This window comes from Pseudomonas sp. TJI-51 (assembly GCF_000190455.2).
In the GTDB taxonomy this organism is placed as follows: Bacteria; Pseudomonadota; Gammaproteobacteria; order Pseudomonadales; family Pseudomonadaceae; genus Aquipseudomonas; species Aquipseudomonas juntendi.
Window position 1 is genome coordinate 1 of record NZ_AEWE02000020.1, and the last position, 19,149, is coordinate 19,149.

Here is a 19,149-nt window from a genome sequence, read left to right on the forward strand (position 1 = left end):
CTGACGCCAGGTTGAGGCATGCCTCAATCTGACGGTAGCGAGTCGCAGGCGTTCGGATCGGCATCGGTTTCGTTCCCTGTCTTGGCACGCGCTTCGAAGCGTTGATAACACTCCAACCCGCAGAAGTGCTCGACGTATTCCGCGCCTTCCGGGGTGAAGGCGGCATCGAGCGGGATTTCCTTGCAGCACACGCAGCAACTGGTGGTGGTCGAGTCACTTGCATTCATGGTGGCACCCCTCCATTGACTGACGAAGACGGCGAATGCCGCCGCCGGCATTGGCTTCGCGAACAGGAAGCCTTGTCCTGTGTCGCAGTCCGCTTGTCGCAATAGATCAAGACTCGCCGATGTTTCCACGCCTTCAGCCACCACATCCATGCCCAGCCCGTGCGCAAGCTGAATCACGGTGTGCACGATGGTTTGGTCGCGGCGGTCGTTGGCGAGCCCGGCGACAAACGATTGGTCGATCTTGAGCGTGCTGATTGGGCAGCACTTCAGATGTTGCAGACAGGAATACCCCGTCCCGAAGTCATCGGCGGCGAAGCGCACACCGATCTGCCGCAAGGCGTCCAGGGCGGGGAAGATCGCCGGATCACCAAACGCGACCGATTCGGTCAGCTCGATTTCGAGATACTCGGCGGGCAACTCGGCATCAGCCAGCACGCCCTTTACCCACCCGTCGAAGTCCGGTCCCACTTGGCTCGCCGAAGCATTGACGGCCAGCCGGAACGGTCGCCATGCCAGCATTCGCCAGTCACGCATCTGGCGGCAGGCTTCGCCCAGCACCCAAGCGCCGATTTCAGGCATCAGGCCGGACGATTCGACCACGGGCAGGAACTGGCCCGGTGGCAATAGTCCAAGCGTCGGATGACGCCAGCGCAACAGGGCTTCCGCGCCGACAATCCCACCACTGCGCAGATCGACGACGGGCTGGTAGTGCAGTTCAAGCTGCCCGCGCTCGACCGCTTGGGCCAGTTCCGGCGTCGTCCATCCATCCGGCCGGAAAGCGCTCATTCTCTTTCCCNNTTCCCTGAATGCCCGCAACGCCCGCGACAGGGACAGAAGGAACAGGCCGGTTAAACCGAGCGCCGCGATGACCCAATGCTCGCCGAGGAAAGCACCGGCGGTTGTGCCGGCCAGCACGACAGCGAGGATGGGCAGGTGGCAGGGGCAAGTCAGCACAGCCAGTCCGCCCCACAGGTAGCCGGTGATCGGTTTGTGCGTCTCGGACGGCAAGCGCTCGGGGTTGTTCATGGCAGACTCTCCGCGTGCTGTGCCGGCTCGGTCGGCAGGGTGGCCAACTGCACTTCCAGATCGGCCAACGCTTCGCGCCGACGCTCGACGAACTGACGCAGCAGGGCAAGCTGCGCGGCCGCTTCGTCGCCGTCCGCCGCATCCAGCGCCCGGCACAGCCGCGCCAGCGCGTCGAGGCCGATGCCCGCCTCGAAGGCCGCCCGCACGAAGCACAGCCGTTGCAAGGCGGCGTCATCGAACAAGCCGTAGCCGCCTGGTGTGCACGCCACCGGGCGCAGCAATCCGCGCAGCAGGTAGTCGCGCACGATATGCACGCTCACCCCGGCATCAAGAGCCAGCCGGGACACCGGGTAGGCGTTCATTGAACACCTCCTTTTTCTCACCCGGCGCAGCAGGAAAGCTGCTTCACATCCTTGTTGAAGGTCTGCGCCGCGAGCTTCAACCCCTCGACCATCGTCAGGTAGGGGAACAACTGGTCGGCCAGTTCCTGCACCGTCATGCGGTTGCGAATGGCCAGAGCCGCCGTCTGGATCAGTTCACCCGCTTCCGGCGCGACCGCCTGTACGCCGATCAGCCGATGGCTGCCTTCCTCGATAACCAACTTGATGAAGCCGCGTGTGTCGAAGTTGGCGAGCGCACGCGGCACGTTGTCCAAGGTCAAGGTGCGGCTGTCGGTCTCGATCCCGTCGTGGTGGGCTTCCGCCTCGCTGTAGCCCACGGTCGCCACTTGCGGATCGGTGAACACCACGGCCGGCATTGCGGTCGGGTCGAGCGCCGCATCGCCGCCGGTCATGTTGATCGCGGCACGGGTGCCGGCCCCTGCCGCCACATAGACGAACTGCGGCTGGTCGGTGCAGTCGCCGGCCGCGTAGATGTTCGGGTTGCTCGTGCGCATGCCTTGGTCGATGACGATGGCACCTTGCGCATTGACAGTGACCCCCGCTGCGTCCAGCGCGAGGCTGCGCGTGTTCGGTGTCCGACCGGTGGCAACCAGCAGTTTGTCGGCGCGCAATTCACCGTGCGTGGTGGTCAGCACGAATTCACCGTCCATATGGGCGACCTGGCTGGCTTGCGTGTGCTCCAGCACCTCGATGCCCTCGGCACGGAAAGCGGCTGTCACCGCCTCGCCGATGGCCGGGTCTTCACGGAAGAACAAGGTATTGCGCGCCAGGACCGTGACCTTGCTGCCCAGCCGGGCAAAGGCTTGCGCCAGCTCCAGCGCCACCACCGACGAGCCGATTACGGCAAGGCGTTCGGGAATGGTGTCGCTCGCCAGGGCCTCGGTGGAAGTCCAGTAGGGTGACTCTTTCAACCCCGGAATCGGCGGGACCGCCGGGCTGGCACCCGTGGCGACCAGGCAGCGGTCGAACATCACGACGCGCTCGCCACCCTCGTTCAAACGGACGGTAAGGCTCTGGTCGTCCTTGAAGCGCGCCTCACCGTGCACAACGGTGATGGCCGGATTACCGCCCAGGATGCCTTCGTACTTGGCGTGCCGCAGTTCGTCGACGCGGGCCTGCTGCTGGGCCAGCAGCTTACTGCGGTCAATCGTAGGCACAGTTGCCGCAATACCGCCATCGAACGGGCTTTCCCGGCGCAGATGGGCGATGTGGGCGGCGCGGATCATGATCTTGGACGGCACACAGCCGACATTGACGCAGGTGCCGCCGATGGTGCCGCGCTCGATCAGCGTGACCTGCGCGCCTTGCTCGACGGCCTTCAGCGCCGCCGCCATCGCGGCTCCACCGCTGCCAATGACCGCTACCTGCACCGGGGGCTCGTTGCCACTGTGCTTTTCGGCGGCGGCCATCCATCCCCGCACCTTGTCGAGCAGTCCGACGCGGTTGTCCGCCAGTGGCGCATCGGCTAGCGTTGCCTTGTAGCCCAGTCCGGCCACGGCGGCAGTCAGCGCGTCCGGCGATGTGCCCGGCACGATGGCGAGTTGCGCTGTGCCCTTCGGATAGGACACCAGCGCCGACTGCACGCCTGGCACTTTTTCCAGCGCTTCCTTGACGTGCGCCGCGCACGAGTCGCAAGTCATGCCGGTGATTTTTAGATGGGTCATGCAACAGATCCTTTATCGTTTGTGGCGCCAGACAATGACGTCCGTTGTGCTGCGGTGCCGTTTTCAGTGACTCACTGCTTGACGCTGGACGGATAGCCCGCGTCTGCGGTTGCCTTGGTCAGCTTCTGCACGCTGGTCTTGGCATCGTCGAAGGTGACGACCGCTTGGCGTGTCTCGAAAGTCACGTCAACTTTGCTGACGCCTTCGACCTTGGAAATCGCCTTCTTGACAGTGATCGGGCAGGCGGAGCAGGTCATGCCCGGTACGGACAGCGTGACGGTCTGGGTGGCGGCCCAGACGGGGGCAACAACGGCGGCGAGGGCGAGGGAGGCAAACAGTTTCTTCATGGTGAACTCCGATCAGTAGAAAAATGGCATGACGTAGGGAAATCCGAGCGCGACCAGAACCAGCGCGGCCACGATCCAGAAAATGAGCTTGTAAGTAGCTCGCACTTGGGGAATCGCGCAGACCTCACCCGGTTTGCAGGCCGCTGCCTGCCGGTAGATGCGCCGCCAGGCGAAGAACAACGCCACCAGCGCCACGCCGATAAAGATGGGGCGATAGGGTTCCAACACCGCCAAGTTGCCGATCCAAGCGCCGCTGAACCCCAAGGCGATCAGAACCAACGGCCCGAGGCAGCAAGCCGAGGCGAGGATGGCGGCAAGCCCTCCAGTGAAGAGCGCGCCGCGCCCGGTTTTTGGTTCAGACATGCGCTTGTCCTTTCGAATTGAAATTGGATAGCGTAACCTTACTTCCGTACTCATGTACGGAGTCAAGCGATATGGAAAACAATTTGGAGAACCTGACCATTGGCGTTTTCGCCAAGGCGGCCGGGGTCAATGTGGAGACCATCCGTTTCTATCAGCGCAAGGGCTTGTTGCTGGAGCCTGACAAGCCCTATGGCAGCATCCGCCGCTATGGCGAGGCGGATGTAACGCGGGTGCGCTTCGTGAAATCAGCCCAGCGGCTGGGCTTCAGCCTGGATGAGATCGCCGAGCTGCTGCGGCTGGAGGATGGCACCCATTGCGAGGAAGCCAGCAGTCTGGCCGAGCACAAGCTCAAGGACGTGCGCGAGAAAATGGCTGACCTGGCGCGCATGGAGGCCGTGCTGTCTGAGTTGGTGTGCGCCTGCCATGCGCGAAGGGGGAACGTTTCCTGCCCGCTGATCGCGTCACTACAGGGTGGAGCAAGCTTGGCAGGTTCGGCTATGCCTTAGCGTGCTTTATTTTCCGTTTTCTGAGACGACCCCTTAGAAAGCCTAGTCAAAGAGCTGTCACGAGAACACCGTTAGCTTAGCGTACGATTTTTTCCGAATTCTGCGGTTCCCCCTCCAAGAGGTGCTGCGGCAGAACAGCGAGCTTATGACTCGCTTGAGCCCGACCAAAAGCCGGCATAGCAGTGCGACGGAGAAGCCTTCTGCCGGCAAACCTGATGAACCCAAGTAAGGATGCCCGGAAGGCGACCTTGAAAAATGGACTTACAGGGAAGTGAACACAGCATGAAAACGTCTACAAAGTTGATCCTGATCGGCACGTTCCTCATCGTCGGATATGGGCAGCAGAGGTACGAAAAGACAGCTGACCAGGCTGCGTATGAGGCGGAGTGCGCGGCGATAGCGGCTAACCCAAATCACCCCGCATCGCCGTGCGTGACTCCGAAGCGACCCGATCACCCGTTACCTGCACGCGGGTAGCGAATTGGAAACCCTTGTTGATGGAGGTTTTTATGACTCGTTCAGCAGCAATCATTGAACGGTTGACGACCGAAGAAGCCGAGCATCCCGGGCTCCCGCATTACGACTGCAAACCTGATGTATCGTGCTGGCCACTACAACCTGATGACGTCAAAACCGCGGGGTATTGGAAGAAGGAAGGTCGACGCGTCCCCAAGGGGGCGGATCCAGTTGCATTTGTGATCAGTGGCCAAGGCAGCTCTTTCCATGGGATCAAGCTGCTTACCCGCTGGATGCCCGCCTATCACCATAACCAGACTCTGCCGGTGAAGGCCAAGGCTAAGGCTGAATGATGAAAAAGGGGCCGCGCAATCGGCCCTCGGGGTTTCAGGCACTGACCGACCCCTCCTCCCTCCCTCCCCTCCTCTTACCAGCCCCGAGCTGGACCCGAAATTCAACTACCTAAGTTGATATCAACTGCGTTTGCACCAGGTGTCCGTGGTGAAATCTATTTGCTCTTTGCGTACGTACGTACGTATGTTATTCTTTGTTTTGAAGCGTTCCTGCTTCCCCGGCGGCTACCGGGTTGAATTTCTCTAGGAGTGCAGAAGATGAATCCTGTGCAAATGGGCTTGAGTTTTGATGAAACTGTCGCTGAAGCTGCTTTCGGCGGTAGCGAGAGCTGGTGCTCGCCTGAATATACCCATGATGCCTATAAGGCGATGCTTGACACTGCAGCTGCCCGATTGCATGACGTACCCGCCGAAGTCCGACCGCTGTTCGAGCAGAGCATCGAATCATGTCTTCAAGCATTGCTTCAGGAAAAGCGCTGCGGTACCGACACCGTTCAAACTGGCTCGTTTATGTGGCGATCGGCATTGCCTGTGTCCATGGACCAATGGGCGGATTTGTCATTCCTTGCAGACGCTGGTGGTGTGAATGGTTGCCGTTTCAAGCAGCGCCGCGCACCGCGCTCGCAAACCTTGGGCATCCATGTTCCTGGCGTCGGCTCAATAGTCGTGCAGGCCTGGCTGAAAAGCGCTGAACAGCGTTGCTGGTGTGAGTTCGTACCGTGGGAGTCGAGTTTCTTTCGGGCCAGTCATCGTGACGTTGTCCACCTGCATAAGCTTGACTCTCACCGCTGGGATGGTGCTGTTTGCCCTGCAGCGTTCGCAGAGGCGGGCGACAAGGTCCCGACTGTTCCAACGGTGAAGGTTAATGGCCGACAATTTGTGATCATGGGCGCTTCATATTCCCGTGAGTTTCGGGATAGCCATGGTTGGACGTTCGTTCGGCATTGTGACTGGCCGATGCAGACTTACAGCTATGCGGAGCTGTGCAAATTGTGGGATGCAGGTGTCCTGGAGCGAGGCGATTGCCGCGGCTTAATGGCCAAGGTGCAGGGGGAGCTGTGTGTAATGGCTGAGATGGTCATGCTCTACGACGATAAAGTCTTGCCGTAAGCAGAGCGAAGCCCGGTCGGCGGCTACCGGTTCCGGGCTTCTACCAGAAATGAACTCGTCTAGGAGCGTCTGGGTTCGCACATGATAACGACTGCAACCAGGTACCTCAACCGACCCTATTACGCTAGATGGGAACGTGGTGCGCGTTTCTACGAGCTGCGGATCCTCGTCGATCTGATTGGTCACACCGTGGCAATGCGGAACTGGGGAATCTCTGGAGAGCACGGTGTCGGTGAAATACGAACCGTATTGGCCTCGGATGAGGCCTGCACAAAACTGATACACAGGGTGAGTCGGCAGCTGCACAAGCGTTGCTATCTACCTGTGTACAATGGCGGGAACGCGTAATGATCGAGATGAAGATGGCCGATATGGCAGCGGAAGATGATAAGCCTCTCAAGAGAGGTCGAAAAGCGAACGTAGTACCCTACGTACAGACCGACATGTTCCAGGCGAACATTGTTGAATGGCCAGTTAAGGATGACCTGGCCAGCATGGAGTTTCCGCTTTTCAGCTTGTCGACCAAACCAGATACGAGCGTTCGTGAGTACAGCCAGCCCGGAACGAACAAGCGGGTACGCATCATCCCGCCAGTGATCGGTGCCGCCACCGTTTTCGACAAAGACCTATTGCTGTTCCTCGGATCGCAGATCATCGAGGCACGCAAAGCAGGGATGCCAATTTCCAAGCGCGTTAAGTTCGACACATACGATTTTTTGACAGGTACATCCCGCGATCCTGGTGGAAACGCGTATTCGAACGTCCTGGACATGCTTCGGCGATTAAAAGGGACTCAGCTCGAAACCAATATCGTTACTGGTGGTCAAGAGCAGACCAAGGGATTTGGCTGGATCGAGGACTACACCGTCACCAAGACCGCATCCAATGGCAAAGGCGTGTTGGAATGCGAAGTCGTGCTGTCAGAGTGGATCTACAACGCCTTCCTGCATTTTGAAGTGATGAGCATTGATCGGCGCTACTTTGGGCTGCGGATGCCTCTTGAACGGCGGTTATATGAACTCGCTCGTAAGCACTTGGGTAGCAAGATGATTTGGGCCGCGGACATTGTTGCGCTGCAGCAAAAATGTGGCTCAAAACAGAGCCTCACCCATTACAGAGCGGAGATCCGCAAGATTATTCAGCGAGACCTGTTGCCGGACTATCACATGGGGTTGGATACCAGTGTGAAGCCTCATCGGATCGTGTTCTACACGCGCGATGAGCAATCGCTCCTCGAGGAGCTGGCTGCCAAAGGGGAATTGGATTGGTTCGCTGCGCTTGAAAAGCGAGACATGGAGGGTTGAATGCCGGCGCGATCTAGGCTTGAGCAATACGATCATTTGATGGGGGAACGGACTGACCAGGCCATTGCTGAATTAGCTGACTGCAGCACGGAAGCTGTTCGGCGGCGCAGGCTCAAGATTGGCAAAGAACGATTTGCCCTCGCCGAGTCCACCCCCCCTGCCCTTCTCAAGTATCAATATCTTCTAGCAAAGCGCCCTGTGGCTGAAATCGCCGAGCTCGCTGGCGTATCGGCCTACTTCGTCATCAAGCGTATGAAGCAACTGGAGAAGCCCACCTTCAAGCGATCAGCAATCGCTAACTTCGACCATTTGCAGGGGGCGATGTCTGACCAGGCCTTGGCTGATCTTGCTGGCTGCTCAAAAGAGTGCGCACGGAGGCGTCGGCTCCAGCTAAATGTCTCAGCAAACCGCGACACCCGATAGAAAAACTAGCCGAGTCGTCGTATATCGCCGACAAATAGTGTTGTATGCGTACGTACATACGTATAGTGTGTGTAAGGAAACCCACCGAGTTGTGCCTGGCGGCTACCAGGCTAACCAAGCGTCTAGGAGCAATATCATGAAGCGCATTTCGCTATGGTCCGTTGATCGCGACGATACCCTCCACATCGATGATGAAATCAAAAAACTGGAAGAAGCCCATTCAGTAATGATCTCCGCGAATCGTGCCCTAGTAGAGGGCGATGATTTGGGCCTTACTCGTTTGGGATTCGATAGTGACCACATCGACGATCTGAAAGTGCGTCATTCCGAGGGTAAACCAGGCTTTCCTGCATATGTCTTGCGCAACCTCCAGGACACTATCCAACAGCTGTCCGACTTGAAGCGTGGCGCCAATGACGGCCGCGGTGCGAGGTTGGTTGAGCAGCAGTAAGGGGCTTAAATGATGCGTACGCATTGTACGTGCGTACGTATCTATAAATAAGCAAACGGTTTATCATTGTCGCGACTTCAATCCATATGGGGGCCTGTTCATGGCATCACGTAAAGACGCTGCGCCAGCACCTTCGCAACCTAAGCGGAGCGCCAAAACGATCACCATGCGCGACGACTACCATGAGCGCCTTCGCAAGCAGGCATTCGAACAAAACACTGCTATGTCATTCCTGATCGAGCAGGCACTTGAGATGATGTGGGGCATCGAGTCAACTCCACCCACGAAGTAACCCCTCAAAGCGGGTTCGCAATGAGCCCTGCTTAGCGCCTTTTTGCCACAAATCCCCTCCCCCTCCCCTTTCAGATGCTCTCAGCCTTCGCTTGCTGCGGCGTAGGCGCCTGCGCGAGTGCTTGGGCCGCTCATATCGTTGCTACTAGCAACACAATCGGCCAAAAGATTCAGGTTATCAGGCTAAAAAATGAAAATAACCTGAATTCCACGGTTTACAACAGGAGTTCAGGATCTATACTGAATGCAACAGCAAAACGGAGAAGTGCTATGAACTCGAATGTGGAAATGGTCGAAGATGTTGCAACCTACGTGGATTTCAATGAGTTGTTTTTCACGCCCCGTTTCGCCGCGGACTGCTTTGGCCTTACGACTCGGCGCCTGAAAGACATCGAAGAATCGAACAACATCGAGATCCGTCGTGTGCCGCGCGGAACCGTGACCTCCCGGGTTTATACGCCATCGGACCTTTTCGATTTGGCAGCACTTCGCCGTGAACTTGGTCACTTGAAGGGCTTGGCGCGCCAGGTGGTCATGTCCACCTACATCTCGAAGGGTGGCACCAACAAAACCACCACAGCGGTCGGCCAGGCCATTACCTGTTCTCTCGCCGGGTTGCGCGTTCTTTTGGTCGACAATGATCCCCAGGGTGATACGTCGAGCATGCTCGGCTACGACCCGGACGCTACTCCAGAAGATCTGCAGGAGCTTGGAATTCCTGCTGACCGCATCGTTGATGGTCACCTCGGCCACTTGATCAGCCCAATGCTTCGCATGCGTTCGTTCCAACCCAAAACGCTTGATGAAGTCATCAAGAAACCCTTTGGTGAAAATGGCCCCCACCTGATCCCAGCCGACGCATCGCTAGAAGACCTGGGCGTGGCGTTGGACGCAGCCAATAATTCGGATATGTGGTACGCGAAGTGGGTTGAAGATGGTAAAGCCGGCAAGATTTCAGGCTGCGACCTATCGCAATACGACGTCATCATTTTCGATAACGCCCCCGCAGGCTCGCGCCTGACCAAGAACTCGGTAGCGGCAAGCGATCTGCTCATGAGCCCAGTTCGAATGGACAAATTCTCATTCAAGGCGATCTTGCGACTGCATGACTGGTGCGCTGGTTTCGCACGCGAATACGGTTTCGCCCCTGAACTGGTAGCTGTGCCGACCATGTTTGCAAAGGGGCGTCCTCGGATGTTGAACAACCTGTACAGACTGAACCAGCTTTTCCCAGGTCGCGTGACAGAGGAAAAGATTTATCACTCTGCAGACTATGTGAACTCCCTCGATGACGGTGTCCCCCTGATGTTCTGGAAGGGTGCTAATCGGGACACCATCGACAACGCTCGCGCAGTGCATGCCGAGGTTCTGGAGAAGATCCGCCGTGTTGCTGCTCAGCCCCAAGAGTGAGTGTTGCTACTAGCAACAGGGCTCATATTCTCAAAGGTGTTGCTACTAGCAACACGCAACGATTTTGTTGCTAGTAGCAACAGCAGATTGGAGTGTTGCTAGTAGCAACACAGGAGGGTGATTAATGAAATCCACCGACTACCCAGGCAAGCCAAGCACGGCAATGGCATCACTGCGCAAGCCTACGGAAATGCCGCCAACCACAGGTAGCCGTGGCAGCAGGGCGGCGATGCTCCAGCAGGCCATGGGATCTGAGCATGAGACTGATAACAAGCATCTCATTGCTCAAGGCGCTCAAGAAGGTCAACTCATACTCAAGGACGAATGGCTCGAGGAGGTCCTGGTTGAGCAGATCGATCCCTCGCCGTATCAGCCAAGGATGTTCTTCGATCAAGCCAAGCTTGAAGAGCTCGCTGGCTCGATTGACTCTGTGGGCCTGGGTAAACCGATTACAATCCGGCCTGTAGGGGAGCGTTTCGAGCTTATCGGCGGTGAATGCCGATGGCGGGCTCACAAAATGCTGGGTCGCGACAAAATCATGGCTCATGTAAAGCCAATGTCAGACGACATGGCGATGCTTTTGGCAATCACCGACAACCTCCAAAATGAGCTCACTGATTACGAAAAAGCTGTGAGTTATCAGCGATACATGCTGAAAGGCGCTGATAAAAGCCAGCGGGCATTGGCTCGACGCCTTGGTGTAGATCACACAGTCGTGAACCGCTGCCTTGACCTTATTCAGCTGCCCGAACAGATCAAGGAAATTCTGGACACCAAACCCCACTTGATTACAGCGAACTATGCGAAAAAGTTTGTAGAGCATTCAAAGGCGGATGTGAACATCGTCCATCGCATTGTGATTCAAATGGCCGAGAAGGGGACTGGCCAGGAGGCCGCGCTTCGCATGATTGGGCAGAAGCTTGCTGCTTGTAGCGGTCCTAAGCCCATGATGGCAGAACCTCGGAAGCTGCAAGGGGTTGGCTCAGTTCGTTTGAATGGGCGCAAGCTTGAATTCAAGATCGATAAGGAAGTGGACCCTCAGAAAATCATGGACAAGCTCGCAGCTTTCCTTGATTCGATTGATGCTTCTGAATTTGCGACACAAGGCACGCGAAATTGAGCATGGCCAAGCCCGCCCCGATCGGGGTGGGTTCAATCAGCTAACGGAGCGAAACGCATGGGAATGCCTAGTGAACCACATCACGTCAGGTACGTTCTGAGCCTGGCTAGGCAATGTCCGTTTCCAGACTGGCTCTTGCTAGAGCTGCCAAGCGGCGAGTGGGGTGCATTCTGGCAAGCAGGGCTTGATGGAACATGGGCGACCGCTGTGTGGGAGGGGGATTTTACCGCGTGCTCGTTGGTGCATGCTGATAGACAAGTAGTGCTTAGCCACATGGAAAAGTACCAGACAATGTAACTCGGGCCAGCGTGGCATACTCGCATTAATATCATTGAATGCGTACGTACGTACGTGTAAAATGTTCTTGTGTTAGACATCCTGCAGGCGAGGCGGCTACCTCCCCTGCAGGCCCACCAGTCTAGGAGCAAGAGCATGAATGGTTTTTCTCCCGTCCGATCTTCCCCAAGCAGTGCCCCAGAGCATCAGCGCTCACTCACACCAATTCCAGTGAGCCAATTTGTGACCCCATATGCTTCAGTTCTTCAGCAAATGTCGGAGGAGGGCGTTCATCGCCTATTCACAGCCCCTTTGGCAAGAGAGGTTATCCGACTCAGCGCCAAGGCTCGGACTCACGGCATGCTGTCCCTGGACGATGCTGCTGATGTCATCAGCACCTGGAGACAAGAGGCTGTGTCTCAAGGTTCGACGGGCGATAACAGCGATAAAGTTGTGCTGTCGCTGTTTGATAAGAGCGGGCAATGGTCTGACCCTTGGGTTGAGGCCGGCTACCAGGTATACCGGTTTGATATTCAAGACAACCCAGAGCTGGGTGACGTCAGCAAATTCGACGTTGAGTTCTTCATGGAGTACTTCGGCGACTTCGAAGGGGCAGAGGTGTACGCGATCATCGCAGCTTGCCCTTGCACTGATTTTGCGAACTCAGGGGCAAGGCACTTTGCAGCCAAGGATCTCGATGGGCGCACTGCGGCCTCAATAGAGCTGGTTCATCAGACTCTGCGACTGGTCGAGTATTATCGGCCGTCGATCTGGGCGATTGAAAATCCAGTAGGTCGAATCGAGAAGCTAGCTGGTCTTCCACCGTGGCGCCTCAGCTTCAACCCCTGCGATCTCGGCGAGCCTTACACGAAGAAAACCCTCATATGGGGCCGCTTCAACGCAGACTTACCCGTTGCACCTGTCCATCCCACCGAGGGCTCAAAAATGCACACGCAGTACGGTGGGAGCAGCCTGGCCACGAAGAATGCACGTAGCGTGACACCAGCAGGATTTGCTTACGCCTTCTTCATGGCCAACAACGCCTATCACCATCCAGCCTTGGAAATTGCCGGGAAATATGACCGCATCGATCCTCGGCTCCTATCGATGGCCATTGAGAACGGTTTGAAGCTTCAAGATCTCTCCAACCTCTTGGACGATGCCTACTATGACTGCGATGACGATGCCGTGACCAAGCTGTTGAGTGACCTTCTGGTCGAAAAGTCCTTTTCGGTGGTCGAGTCCACCGGGCAATTGGCAATGCTGATCTAGGTAGACGCCTGATCCGCCTAGTGCGCCGGGCGGATCTTTCCAAGTGTTGCTAGTAGCAACAGCTGAATGTTGCTACTAGCAACAGCCTGAATGGCTGTTTTTACAGAGTGCGAAAGGGCAGGGCACAGGCCTTTTTTTGTATGCTATATTCTGTATTCAAGACATTATACGGAATTAGCAATATGTCACTTGAAACCTTCAACCACGACGAATTGCTCCAGGAAGTGAAATTGATCCTGGATGGCTCTCATCCCACCTACAAAGGCAGAGAAGGTGCCGGCCGGTTCCTGCGGGGTGTAGGCCGAGACTTCAATTCGGAAGAGTTTGCCAAAGATCTCGACCAGCACCGGGACGATTACGCCCAGCGGTTCGGACTGGACACACCCCAAATCGAATGGATCGCGCAACAGGTGAGGGCTGGGTGTGAAACCCCGGATCGTCCTCGCCGCCGTATGCGCTGAGATGTGCTTTGCAACCATTTCGAAACCCATGAAGGAGGTGCCTCGTGCTTCTACCTTTTGAGCTTGACCCGCAGATCATTCATCACATCATCTACAGCCAGGCCGGTTCCATCGGCAAGGCAGTGATCGAGTTGATCATGAACTCGGTTGACGCAAAGGCCACCACGGTGAGGCTCACCATGACCAAGGCTGGATTCGATTGCGTCGACGACGGTACCGGTTTTGCGAGCCGTGAGGATGTTGTGCGCTACTTCGGCCGATTCGGCACGCCGCATCAAGAAGGCGATGCGACTTACGGGCGGTTCCGTCTGGGGCGCGGCCAAATCATGGCGCATGCCAGGACTGAGTGGGTATCCAATCGCTGGTCGATGCAGGTTGATACTCGGGTCATGGGGTACAGCTACGAGCTTGAGGATCTCCAGGAACCGTCTAACGGGTGCAGTATCACCGGCACCTGGTACGAAGCCCTCAATGACCTTGAGCTGATGTCTGCGGTGCAGGAGATACGCGATTTGGTTCGTTACACGCCCATTAGCGTTGAGCTGAACGGGCGTGTCATTACGCGCAATCCGGCAAGTGAAAAATGGGATTTCGAGGACGACTTTGCTTACTACCGGGCCAAAGAAGAAGGCCCCGTCTCGATCTACAACCAAGGTGTGCTGATTCGACATGATTCTTCTCATGTCTGGGGAGCTGGAGGCCTGATCGTCTCGAAAAAGGCTATCAACCTTAACGTTTCCCGCACAGAAATCCTGCGCAAAACCTGCCCCGTATGGAAACCGATCGCCAAAGAGTTCAGGCGCCTGGCCGAGGCTGTATCGGCAAAGCTAGGGGATCACCGTAAGACCGAAGCCCGTCGGGAAAAATCGGCGCGATCGTTGCTCAGCGGTGACGAGAATATCTGTGAAGTGTTTGCAAAGGAGGAGGTGATCACGCTGCTCCCTGGCAAGCGGCACATCACGCTGATGGAGTTCCGACTCAAGGCATTCAACTGGCACAAGGGAACATACACCCTGATCGAGCATGGGGACGATATTCCCAAGGGCGAGGCTATTGCTCGTGAAGGTCTGATTCAAATTGTCCACCCTAAGACCTTGGAACGGTTCGGCTGCCACAATCACATCGATTTCGAGGAAGCGCTTGATCGCGCCCTTTGCAACGTCAGTGAGGCAGCACAGGCCTTCGAAGAACGCGGCGAACGTGCTCCATGGTTCTGGCGTGGAAAAGCGCTCGATGCGCCATCTCTGGCCGCATATTCCACGTTCCGAAATGCCTTCATCGAAAGAACGCAGATCGTTGACGACCGCCAAACGCTGGACAAGGAGACGCGCAGAGCGTGGACAGCGCTGCGGTGGTGCCTCCAGCACTATGCCGGCGCATGTATTGGGGCAGAACGATACAGGGATGGAACCCTTCGCCACGGCGAAAAGCGGATGCAAATCCTGCTGGGTGAATCGAACACTGCTGAGGCTTGGACAGATGGGCGAACCTACTTGGCTATCGGTAGCGATATTGTCAAACGGCTCAATAGCAAGCCACTAGAGACAGTTGCTTACATCTTCGGCCTGGTCGAACACGAAGTTGCTCACCAGGGCGACAGCATCGCATGTGGCCATGATGAGGCCTTCTATCAGCGTTACCACGATATCTCGATCCGAATGGCCCCCGAGCGTCAGCGGTTCATGCACAAATGGCTCATGAAATACACCATGAGCTTGGAGCGGGAAGGGCAGAAAAGCCGGGGCAGGGCATGGAGCGAGCGATATCTCGTCGACCGAGTAGGCAGCGGCCGTATGAAGCGCGGACTTTCCCCGGTCATTGAGGACGTGTCGGCAGATCCTATTGTCACCGAAGCCGTTCCAGAGCAAAGCATGGCGTTGCTGAATATCATCAACGCTTCATTGGTTCAGACAGGTGCATGCCCCGAGCCGCCGAACTGGGAGGCGGTTCGGGAGCAGGCGCGCATCGATCAACAGGCTGTTACTGAGCGTGCGCGTGATGCGCATGAAAAACGAAAAGCGGAAGACGCCGAGTTGGAGCGCTACATCAACAGCGTTGAAGACGACGCCGCCGCCGATGTGCAAAAACTCCTCGAGCTCGAAGCGGCAGAATTCCCCCAGGGCGTCCTGGCTTATCTGGTCAGTTCCATGGTGTATGGAGGGTACTCTGATGACGACATCAAACGCGCTTGGGCAAACAAGGAATGGGAACAGCAAGATCACCCAGGTGAGTATTACCACGAAGACTTCGACCCAGACGAACCTATCGATCCGGAGCTTGAAGCCGCTATGGAAGCAGAATTCGAACGCGAAATGGCGAAGGAAAAGCCGATCGCGGACGAGCTATGGCGCGTCGACGAGGATTGCCGCGAGTTCGTCTATGAAGGTGAGAATTTCTGGTTGCTTGAGCGTAATGCCGCAGCTGCTGGATTCAGTCGCGTCGAGACTTATTTGAAATGGCGGCACCAAGAGTCCGAGGCCTAGCGCGCCAGGTGGCTTGCTGGCCGGTGCTATCCAGCGCGACAAGTCACCCCGTCTACCACCGGCTCTACCAACAGTAATTGGCACGAGGTCGTGTCGAGAAGAGGAGAGACATCATGGCTCGAGGAGTAAACAAAGTCATTCTGGTCGGCACCTGTGGCCAGGATCCCGAAGTCCGCTACCTGCCTAATGGCAACGCCGTCACCAACCTTAGCTTGGCTACCAGCGAGCAGTGGAATGACAAGCAGTCGGGCCAAAAGGTCGAGCGTACCGAGTGGCACCGTGTGTCGCTGTTCGGTAAGGTAGCCGAAATCGCCGGAGAATATCTGCGCAAGGGTTCGCAGGTTTATATAGAAGGCAAACTGCAGACCCGGGAGTGGGAAAAGGACGGCATCAAACGCTACACCACCGAGATCATTGTCGACATCAACGGCACCATGCAGCTGCTCGGTGGCCGTCCGCAAGGCCAACAGCAGGGCGGCGATCAGCATTACCAGGCTGGCCACCAGCAAACACCACGTCAGCCGCCGCGCCGGGCTCCCGACCAACCAGCACCCCAACCGGAGCCTGACTTTGATAACTTTGATGACGATTTGCCGTTCTAGCCTTTAGGGTCTGCCGTTTCGCATTTAACCTGGCCCCTATTCAACTATCCGTTGAATAATCGCTCAGGGGTTGGTAGAGTTTGTCTTGAGGACTGCAAACGCGCATTTCCGGGCTTGGCTGTCCAGTATTGGCCCCCCGGACTTTCGGCAGCAGTGAAACTGGTACTCACTGACGTAGGGACAATCGATAGGCCACCTTCGTATGGCTGCTTGACTCGATTGGATTCTGACCCAAGAGACACGGAAACGAGCCTCAAAGCTAAAGAATCGCTGCGACTATAGCCTCTCGAACCAAGAAGAAAGCGGCCCTCGGGCCGCTTTTTTCATGCCCGGTTTTTGGCAATGGTGCCAACCTGAATGCCCATGGGCTTGGTGCGCGGCGTCCAGGTGACCACTGAATAGTGAAACCCCAGGTTGCGATCCATCAGCGGCTCCAGCAGCAATGTCCCATCCTGCGTGCGCAGGATCGTGATGCGATTCATCGCCGCTCGAGGATGCGCGGAATCATGGTAAAGCTCTGCGCCCAGGACAATGAGATTCGCCACGAACAGCGGCACATCGTCAGCCTTGGTGCAGCCTCGACTGCGCAGCTCCTTTTTCTTGCCTTCCCAGATGTGCTTGACACCGTAGCCAGCGGCGGGCTGTCCGGGCCTCATCCGGTGCAGGCCGGCCTTCAGGTAGACGGAAGCTTCAGCAGCGCCCAGACGGACAATCTCCGGAATCACGCCGAACACATGGCCCCCATTCGGGTGCTCGATCAGCTGGTTCGGCTTGAGTTTAAGAATTCCTGTCACGCGGCCCCCGAGTCATTGTGGTGGCATATTACCTTCAAGCCTGTCTGTGCGGGCTTTGTTTTATCTCCCCCGCATGCCTTGAGGATGCTTTTTTTGTCACCGGCATCCGACCTTCCAAAGTTGGTCCCAGCTGGTCATATAACTGGGGCTTAGCAGAGCCCGGCGCATACCCCAGTCCGGCGTCAGCGGAACGGCAGCAGTGCGCAAGCAGTCATGCCCCCACCGACGATTGATCCGATCCATGGCAGCCATGAGTGCGTCGGAGCGCTCAGGCTGGCTCGGGCTGAAAAGGTCCTGCGTGAACTCCCCTCGCTTGCGCAGATCCATCAGCAAGACTTCGGCCTTGCTGTACGCGAAACCTGGCCGGTAGATCTGCTCGACCGCCTGCAGGGCGCATTTGGTCAACTGGCGTACATCGTCGGTAGGGTAGGGCGGTATGCACGTTGCCGCGTTCGCATACTTCGCCCCGTCCCCGTGAAACGAAGTCTGGATGCCTATCCGCATGGCCCCGCACAGCGAGCGCTGCATGCGCAGCTTCTCGGCGGCACGGTGTATGTATGTCGCCAAGGCCTCCTGTAGGCCTTTGAGCGTATGGACGCGCTGACCGAACATTTTGCTTGAGCAGATCGATTGCTTGGGCGCTACGGATTGCTCCAGGTCCATGCAGGACTCGCCCTGCAGCTCACGTATCGTACGTTCAAGCACTACGCTGTATTTGCGTCCCATGGCCCTGGCGTCCGCCCGGGAGAGCTCCCAAGCTGTGCTGATACCGTCGCTTGCGAGGTTTTCCCGCATGCGTCTGCCAATGCCCCATACCTCATCGACCGGCATGCGTCTGAGCAGCCATTCAACGGCTTCCGGCTTGCGCAGGTCGACGACGCCGCCAGTTCTTTCCCGCCAAACCTTTGAGGCGTGCTGCGCAGCCTTGGCTAGGGTCTTCGTGTGACCGATGCCAATGCCGACCGGCAGCGCTGTCCACTGCAGCACGCGGGTTTGAATGGCCCTGCCAACATCAGCGATCGGCTCAGGTAGCCCGTCCAGTCGAACAAACAGCTCATCGATGGAGTATCGCTCCCAGTCCGGCACCAACGACGCGATGGCGACACCGCATCGATGACTCAATTCCCCGTAGAGGGTGTAATTACTGCTGAACACGGCGACGCCATGCCGCTCCAGAAACGAGCGCACCTTGAAATAGGGATCTCCCATTTTCAGACCGAGCGCTTTCGCTTCAGGGGTACGTGCCACGATGCAGCCGTCCGAGTTGGACAATACGACGACTGGGCGCTGTCGCAGCTCTGGTCTGAAAATGCGTTCACAGCTGCAGTAGAACGAGTTGACGTCCACCAGGCCGAAGATAGGCTGATGATTAGTGTGCATGGGGCGTCAGGTCCCATGTCACGACGCCGAACACTTCAATGGTGCCATATTCGCTGGGAGCGATGCTCTTGTACGCTGGATTTGCCGACTCCAATACCCACCCTGCAGCTGACCTGGCCAGCCGCTTCACTAGAGGTTGATTGTCGACGTAAGCTAGTACGATATGGCCGGCAGTCGGAGAAATTGATCGGTCGACTACCAGGAGGCTACCATCGAAGATGCCGGCGTCGCGCATGCTGTCACCTTCAACCTGGACGATCCAGACGTGAGGAGCACGAATATTCATGCGCTCATCCAGGGACAGAGGGGCTTCGTAGTAGTCAGCCGCGGGGCTTGGGAAACCGCCCGCTGCAGTACCAGCCAAGACTTGGAGCAGCTGCGTCGACGGCGCCAGTGGATACGGCGTGAGGGCATTCATAAAAGACACCA

Annotated in this window: 21 protein-coding genes and 1 pseudogene; 12 read left to right on the top strand and 10 right to left on the bottom strand. The window is 57.2% G+C overall.

Translation table 11 applies throughout. From position 1 onward, the window contains the following. Positions 1-23 precede the first annotated feature (23 nt). From G1E_RS05085 to merT, 6 genes and pseudogenes are all read right to left on the bottom strand, one after another. Positions 24-1,013, bottom strand: a complete 990-nt coding sequence (locus G1E_RS05085; RefSeq protein ID WP_012314201.1) for a DUF3330 domain-containing protein — start codon at positions 1,011-1,013, stop codon at positions 24-26. Positions 1,014-1,037: 24 nt separating this feature from the next. Beyond that, a pseudogene (merE, locus tag G1E_RS29175) lies at positions 1,038-1,253 on the bottom strand (broad-spectrum mercury transporter MerE); the annotation flags it as partial. Further along, the gene (gene merD / locus G1E_RS05090) at positions 1,250-1,615 is read right to left on the bottom strand and encodes a mercury resistance co-regulator MerD (RefSeq protein WP_032488411.1); all 366 of its coding nucleotides are present in this window, start codon (positions 1,613-1,615) and stop codon (positions 1,250-1,252) included. The gene merD and the pseudogene merE, both read right to left, overlap by 4 nt. 17 nt (positions 1,616-1,632) lie before the next feature. After that, entirely contained in the window at positions 1,633-3,318 is a 1,686-nt protein-coding gene (merA, locus tag G1E_RS05095) for a mercury(II) reductase (protein WP_047149680.1), read from the bottom strand. Positions 3,319-3,389: 71 nt separating this feature from the next. Beyond that, positions 3,390-3,665, bottom strand: a complete 276-nt coding sequence (gene merP, locus G1E_RS05100; protein ID WP_003131987.1) for a mercury resistance system periplasmic binding protein MerP — start codon at positions 3,663-3,665, stop codon at positions 3,390-3,392. Between the two features lie 12 nt (positions 3,666-3,677). Next, the gene (gene merT / locus G1E_RS05105) at positions 3,678-4,028 is read right to left on the bottom strand and encodes a mercuric ion transporter MerT (protein ID WP_003131974.1); all 351 of its coding nucleotides are present in this window, start codon (positions 4,026-4,028) and stop codon (positions 3,678-3,680) included. Positions 4,029-4,099: 71 nt separating this feature from the next. On the opposite strand from merT, the gene G1E_RS05110 reads away from it, so the two are divergent. The 10 genes from G1E_RS05110 (at position 4,100) to G1E_RS05160 (ending at position 13,000) form a co-directional block, all read left to right on the top strand. Beyond that, positions 4,100-4,534, top strand: coding sequence for a mercury resistance transcriptional regulator MerR (locus G1E_RS05110; protein ID WP_003131969.1), 435 nt, complete (start codon positions 4,100-4,102; stop codon positions 4,532-4,534). 509 nt (positions 4,535-5,043) lie between these two features. Then, the gene (locus G1E_RS05120; RefSeq protein WP_023662976.1) at positions 5,044-5,343 is read left to right on the top strand and encodes a hypothetical protein; all 300 of its coding nucleotides are present in this window, start codon (positions 5,044-5,046) and stop codon (positions 5,341-5,343) included. 258 nt (positions 5,344-5,601) lie between these two features. After that, positions 5,602-6,453: a hypothetical protein gene (locus G1E_RS05125; protein WP_023662975.1), complete on the top strand. Its 852-nt coding sequence runs from the start codon at positions 5,602-5,604 to the stop codon at positions 6,451-6,453. 347 nt (positions 6,454-6,800) lie between these two features. Then, positions 6,801-7,757, top strand: coding sequence for a replication initiator protein A (locus G1E_RS05135; RefSeq protein ID WP_009682532.1), 957 nt, complete (start codon positions 6,801-6,803; stop codon positions 7,755-7,757). Further along, a complete protein-coding gene (locus tag G1E_RS05140; protein ID WP_009682531.1) occupies positions 7,758-8,180 on the top strand; it encodes a hypothetical protein in 423 nt (140 codons plus the stop codon). 136 nt (positions 8,181-8,316) lie between these two features. Next, the gene (locus G1E_RS05145) at positions 8,317-8,631 is read left to right on the top strand and encodes a hypothetical protein (protein ID WP_009682530.1); all 315 of its coding nucleotides are present in this window, start codon (positions 8,317-8,319) and stop codon (positions 8,629-8,631) included. Between the two features lie 100 nt (positions 8,632-8,731). Continuing rightward, complete coding sequence (locus tag G1E_RS28230) at positions 8,732-8,923, top strand: hypothetical protein (protein WP_125854362.1); 192 nt, start codon at positions 8,732-8,734, stop codon at positions 8,921-8,923. A gap of 269 nt (positions 8,924-9,192) precedes the next feature. After that, the gene (locus tag G1E_RS05150) at positions 9,193-10,332 is read left to right on the top strand and encodes a ParA family protein (RefSeq protein ID WP_009682528.1); all 1,140 of its coding nucleotides are present in this window, start codon (positions 9,193-9,195) and stop codon (positions 10,330-10,332) included. Between the two features lie 124 nt (positions 10,333-10,456). Then, complete coding sequence (locus tag G1E_RS05155) at positions 10,457-11,452, top strand: ParB/RepB/Spo0J family partition protein (RefSeq protein ID WP_009682527.1); 996 nt, start codon at positions 10,457-10,459, stop codon at positions 11,450-11,452. 636 nt (positions 11,453-12,088) lie between these two features. After that, a complete protein-coding gene (locus tag G1E_RS05160) occupies positions 12,089-13,000 on the top strand; it encodes a DNA cytosine methyltransferase (RefSeq protein ID WP_228393790.1) in 912 nt (303 codons plus the stop codon). A gap of 185 nt (positions 13,001-13,185) precedes the next feature. On the opposite strand, the gene G1E_RS05165 is transcribed toward G1E_RS05160, so the two are convergent. Continuing rightward, complete coding sequence (locus G1E_RS05165; protein WP_009682525.1) at positions 13,186-13,491, bottom strand: hypothetical protein; 306 nt, start codon at positions 13,489-13,491, stop codon at positions 13,186-13,188. Between the two features lie 14 nt (positions 13,492-13,505). Between G1E_RS05165 and G1E_RS05170 the strand changes: the two genes are divergently transcribed. Together G1E_RS05170 and G1E_RS05175 are read left to right on the top strand one after the other, a co-directional pair. Then, complete coding sequence (locus G1E_RS05170) at positions 13,506-15,944, top strand: ATP-binding protein (protein WP_009682524.1); 2,439 nt, start codon at positions 13,506-13,508, stop codon at positions 15,942-15,944. Between the two features lie 113 nt (positions 15,945-16,057). Next, a complete protein-coding gene (locus G1E_RS05175) occupies positions 16,058-16,546 on the top strand; it encodes a single-stranded DNA-binding protein (RefSeq protein ID WP_009682523.1) in 489 nt (162 codons plus the stop codon). Between the two features lie 323 nt (positions 16,547-16,869). Here the strand turns inward: G1E_RS05175 and G1E_RS05180 are convergent, their stop codons facing one another. From G1E_RS05180 to G1E_RS05190, 3 genes are all read right to left on the bottom strand, one after another. Further along, entirely contained in the window at positions 16,870-17,340 is a 471-nt protein-coding gene (locus G1E_RS05180; RefSeq protein WP_009682522.1) for a hypothetical protein, read from the bottom strand. Between the two features lie 96 nt (positions 17,341-17,436). Further along, positions 17,437-18,720 carry a Y-family DNA polymerase gene (locus G1E_RS05185; protein ID WP_009682521.1) on the bottom strand — a complete coding sequence of 428 codons (1,284 nt, stop codon included), beginning with the start codon at positions 18,718-18,720 and terminating at the stop codon, positions 17,437-17,439. Continuing rightward, positions 18,710-19,138 (bottom strand): LexA family transcriptional regulator, encoded by a 429-nt coding sequence (locus tag G1E_RS05190; RefSeq protein WP_009682520.1) that lies wholly within the window; start codon positions 19,136-19,138, stop codon positions 18,710-18,712. The genes G1E_RS05185 and G1E_RS05190 overlap by 11 nt, the downstream gene beginning before the upstream one ends. Between the last annotated feature and the right edge of the window lie 11 nt (positions 19,139-19,149).

What these genes read in the sequence shown, in the direction of transcription:
- G1E_RS05085 (WP_012314201.1), bottom strand. Translation starts at nt 1,013, where the DNA reads ATGAGCGCTTTCCGGCCGGATGGATGGACGACGCCGGAACTGGCCCAA.
- merD (WP_032488411.1), bottom strand. Translation starts at nt 1,615, where the DNA reads ATGAACGCCTACCCGGTGTCCCGGCTGGCTCTTGATGCCGGGGTGAGC.
- merA (WP_047149680.1), bottom strand. Translation starts at nt 3,318, where the DNA reads ATGACCCATCTAAAAATCACCGGCATGACTTGCGACTCGTGCGCGGCG.
- merP (WP_003131987.1), bottom strand. Translation starts at nt 3,665, where the DNA reads ATGAAGAAACTGTTTGCCTCCCTCGCCCTCGCCGCCGTTGTTGCCCCC.
- merT (WP_003131974.1), bottom strand. Translation starts at nt 4,028, where the DNA reads ATGTCTGAACCAAAAACCGGGCGCGGCGCGCTCTTCACTGGAGGGCTT.
- G1E_RS05110 (WP_003131969.1), top strand. Translation starts at nt 4,100, where the DNA reads ATGGAAAACAATTTGGAGAACCTGACCATTGGCGTTTTCGCCAAGGCG.
- G1E_RS05120 (WP_023662976.1), top strand. Translation starts at nt 5,044, where the DNA reads ATGACTCGTTCAGCAGCAATCATTGAACGGTTGACGACCGAAGAAGCC.
- G1E_RS05125 (WP_023662975.1), top strand. Translation starts at nt 5,602, where the DNA reads ATGAATCCTGTGCAAATGGGCTTGAGTTTTGATGAAACTGTCGCTGAA.
- G1E_RS05135 (WP_009682532.1), top strand. Translation starts at nt 6,801, where the DNA reads ATGATCGAGATGAAGATGGCCGATATGGCAGCGGAAGATGATAAGCCT.
- G1E_RS05140 (WP_009682531.1), top strand. Translation starts at nt 7,758, where the DNA reads ATGCCGGCGCGATCTAGGCTTGAGCAATACGATCATTTGATGGGGGAA.
- G1E_RS05145 (WP_009682530.1), top strand. Translation starts at nt 8,317, where the DNA reads ATGAAGCGCATTTCGCTATGGTCCGTTGATCGCGACGATACCCTCCAC.
- G1E_RS28230 (WP_125854362.1), top strand. Translation starts at nt 8,732, where the DNA reads ATGGCATCACGTAAAGACGCTGCGCCAGCACCTTCGCAACCTAAGCGG.
- G1E_RS05150 (WP_009682528.1), top strand. Translation starts at nt 9,193, where the DNA reads ATGAACTCGAATGTGGAAATGGTCGAAGATGTTGCAACCTACGTGGAT.
- G1E_RS05155 (WP_009682527.1), top strand. Translation starts at nt 10,457, where the DNA reads ATGAAATCCACCGACTACCCAGGCAAGCCAAGCACGGCAATGGCATCA.
- G1E_RS05160 (WP_228393790.1), top strand. Translation starts at nt 12,089, where the DNA reads ATGCTGTCCCTGGACGATGCTGCTGATGTCATCAGCACCTGGAGACAA.
- G1E_RS05165 (WP_009682525.1), bottom strand. Translation starts at nt 13,491, where the DNA reads ATGGGTTTCGAAATGGTTGCAAAGCACATCTCAGCGCATACGGCGGCG.
- G1E_RS05175 (WP_009682523.1), top strand. Translation starts at nt 16,058, where the DNA reads ATGGCTCGAGGAGTAAACAAAGTCATTCTGGTCGGCACCTGTGGCCAG.
- G1E_RS05185 (WP_009682521.1), bottom strand. Translation starts at nt 18,720, where the DNA reads ATGCACACTAATCATCAGCCTATCTTCGGCCTGGTGGACGTCAACTCG.
- G1E_RS05190 (WP_009682520.1), bottom strand. Translation starts at nt 19,138, where the DNA reads ATGAATGCCCTCACGCCGTATCCACTGGCGCCGTCGACGCAGCTGCTC.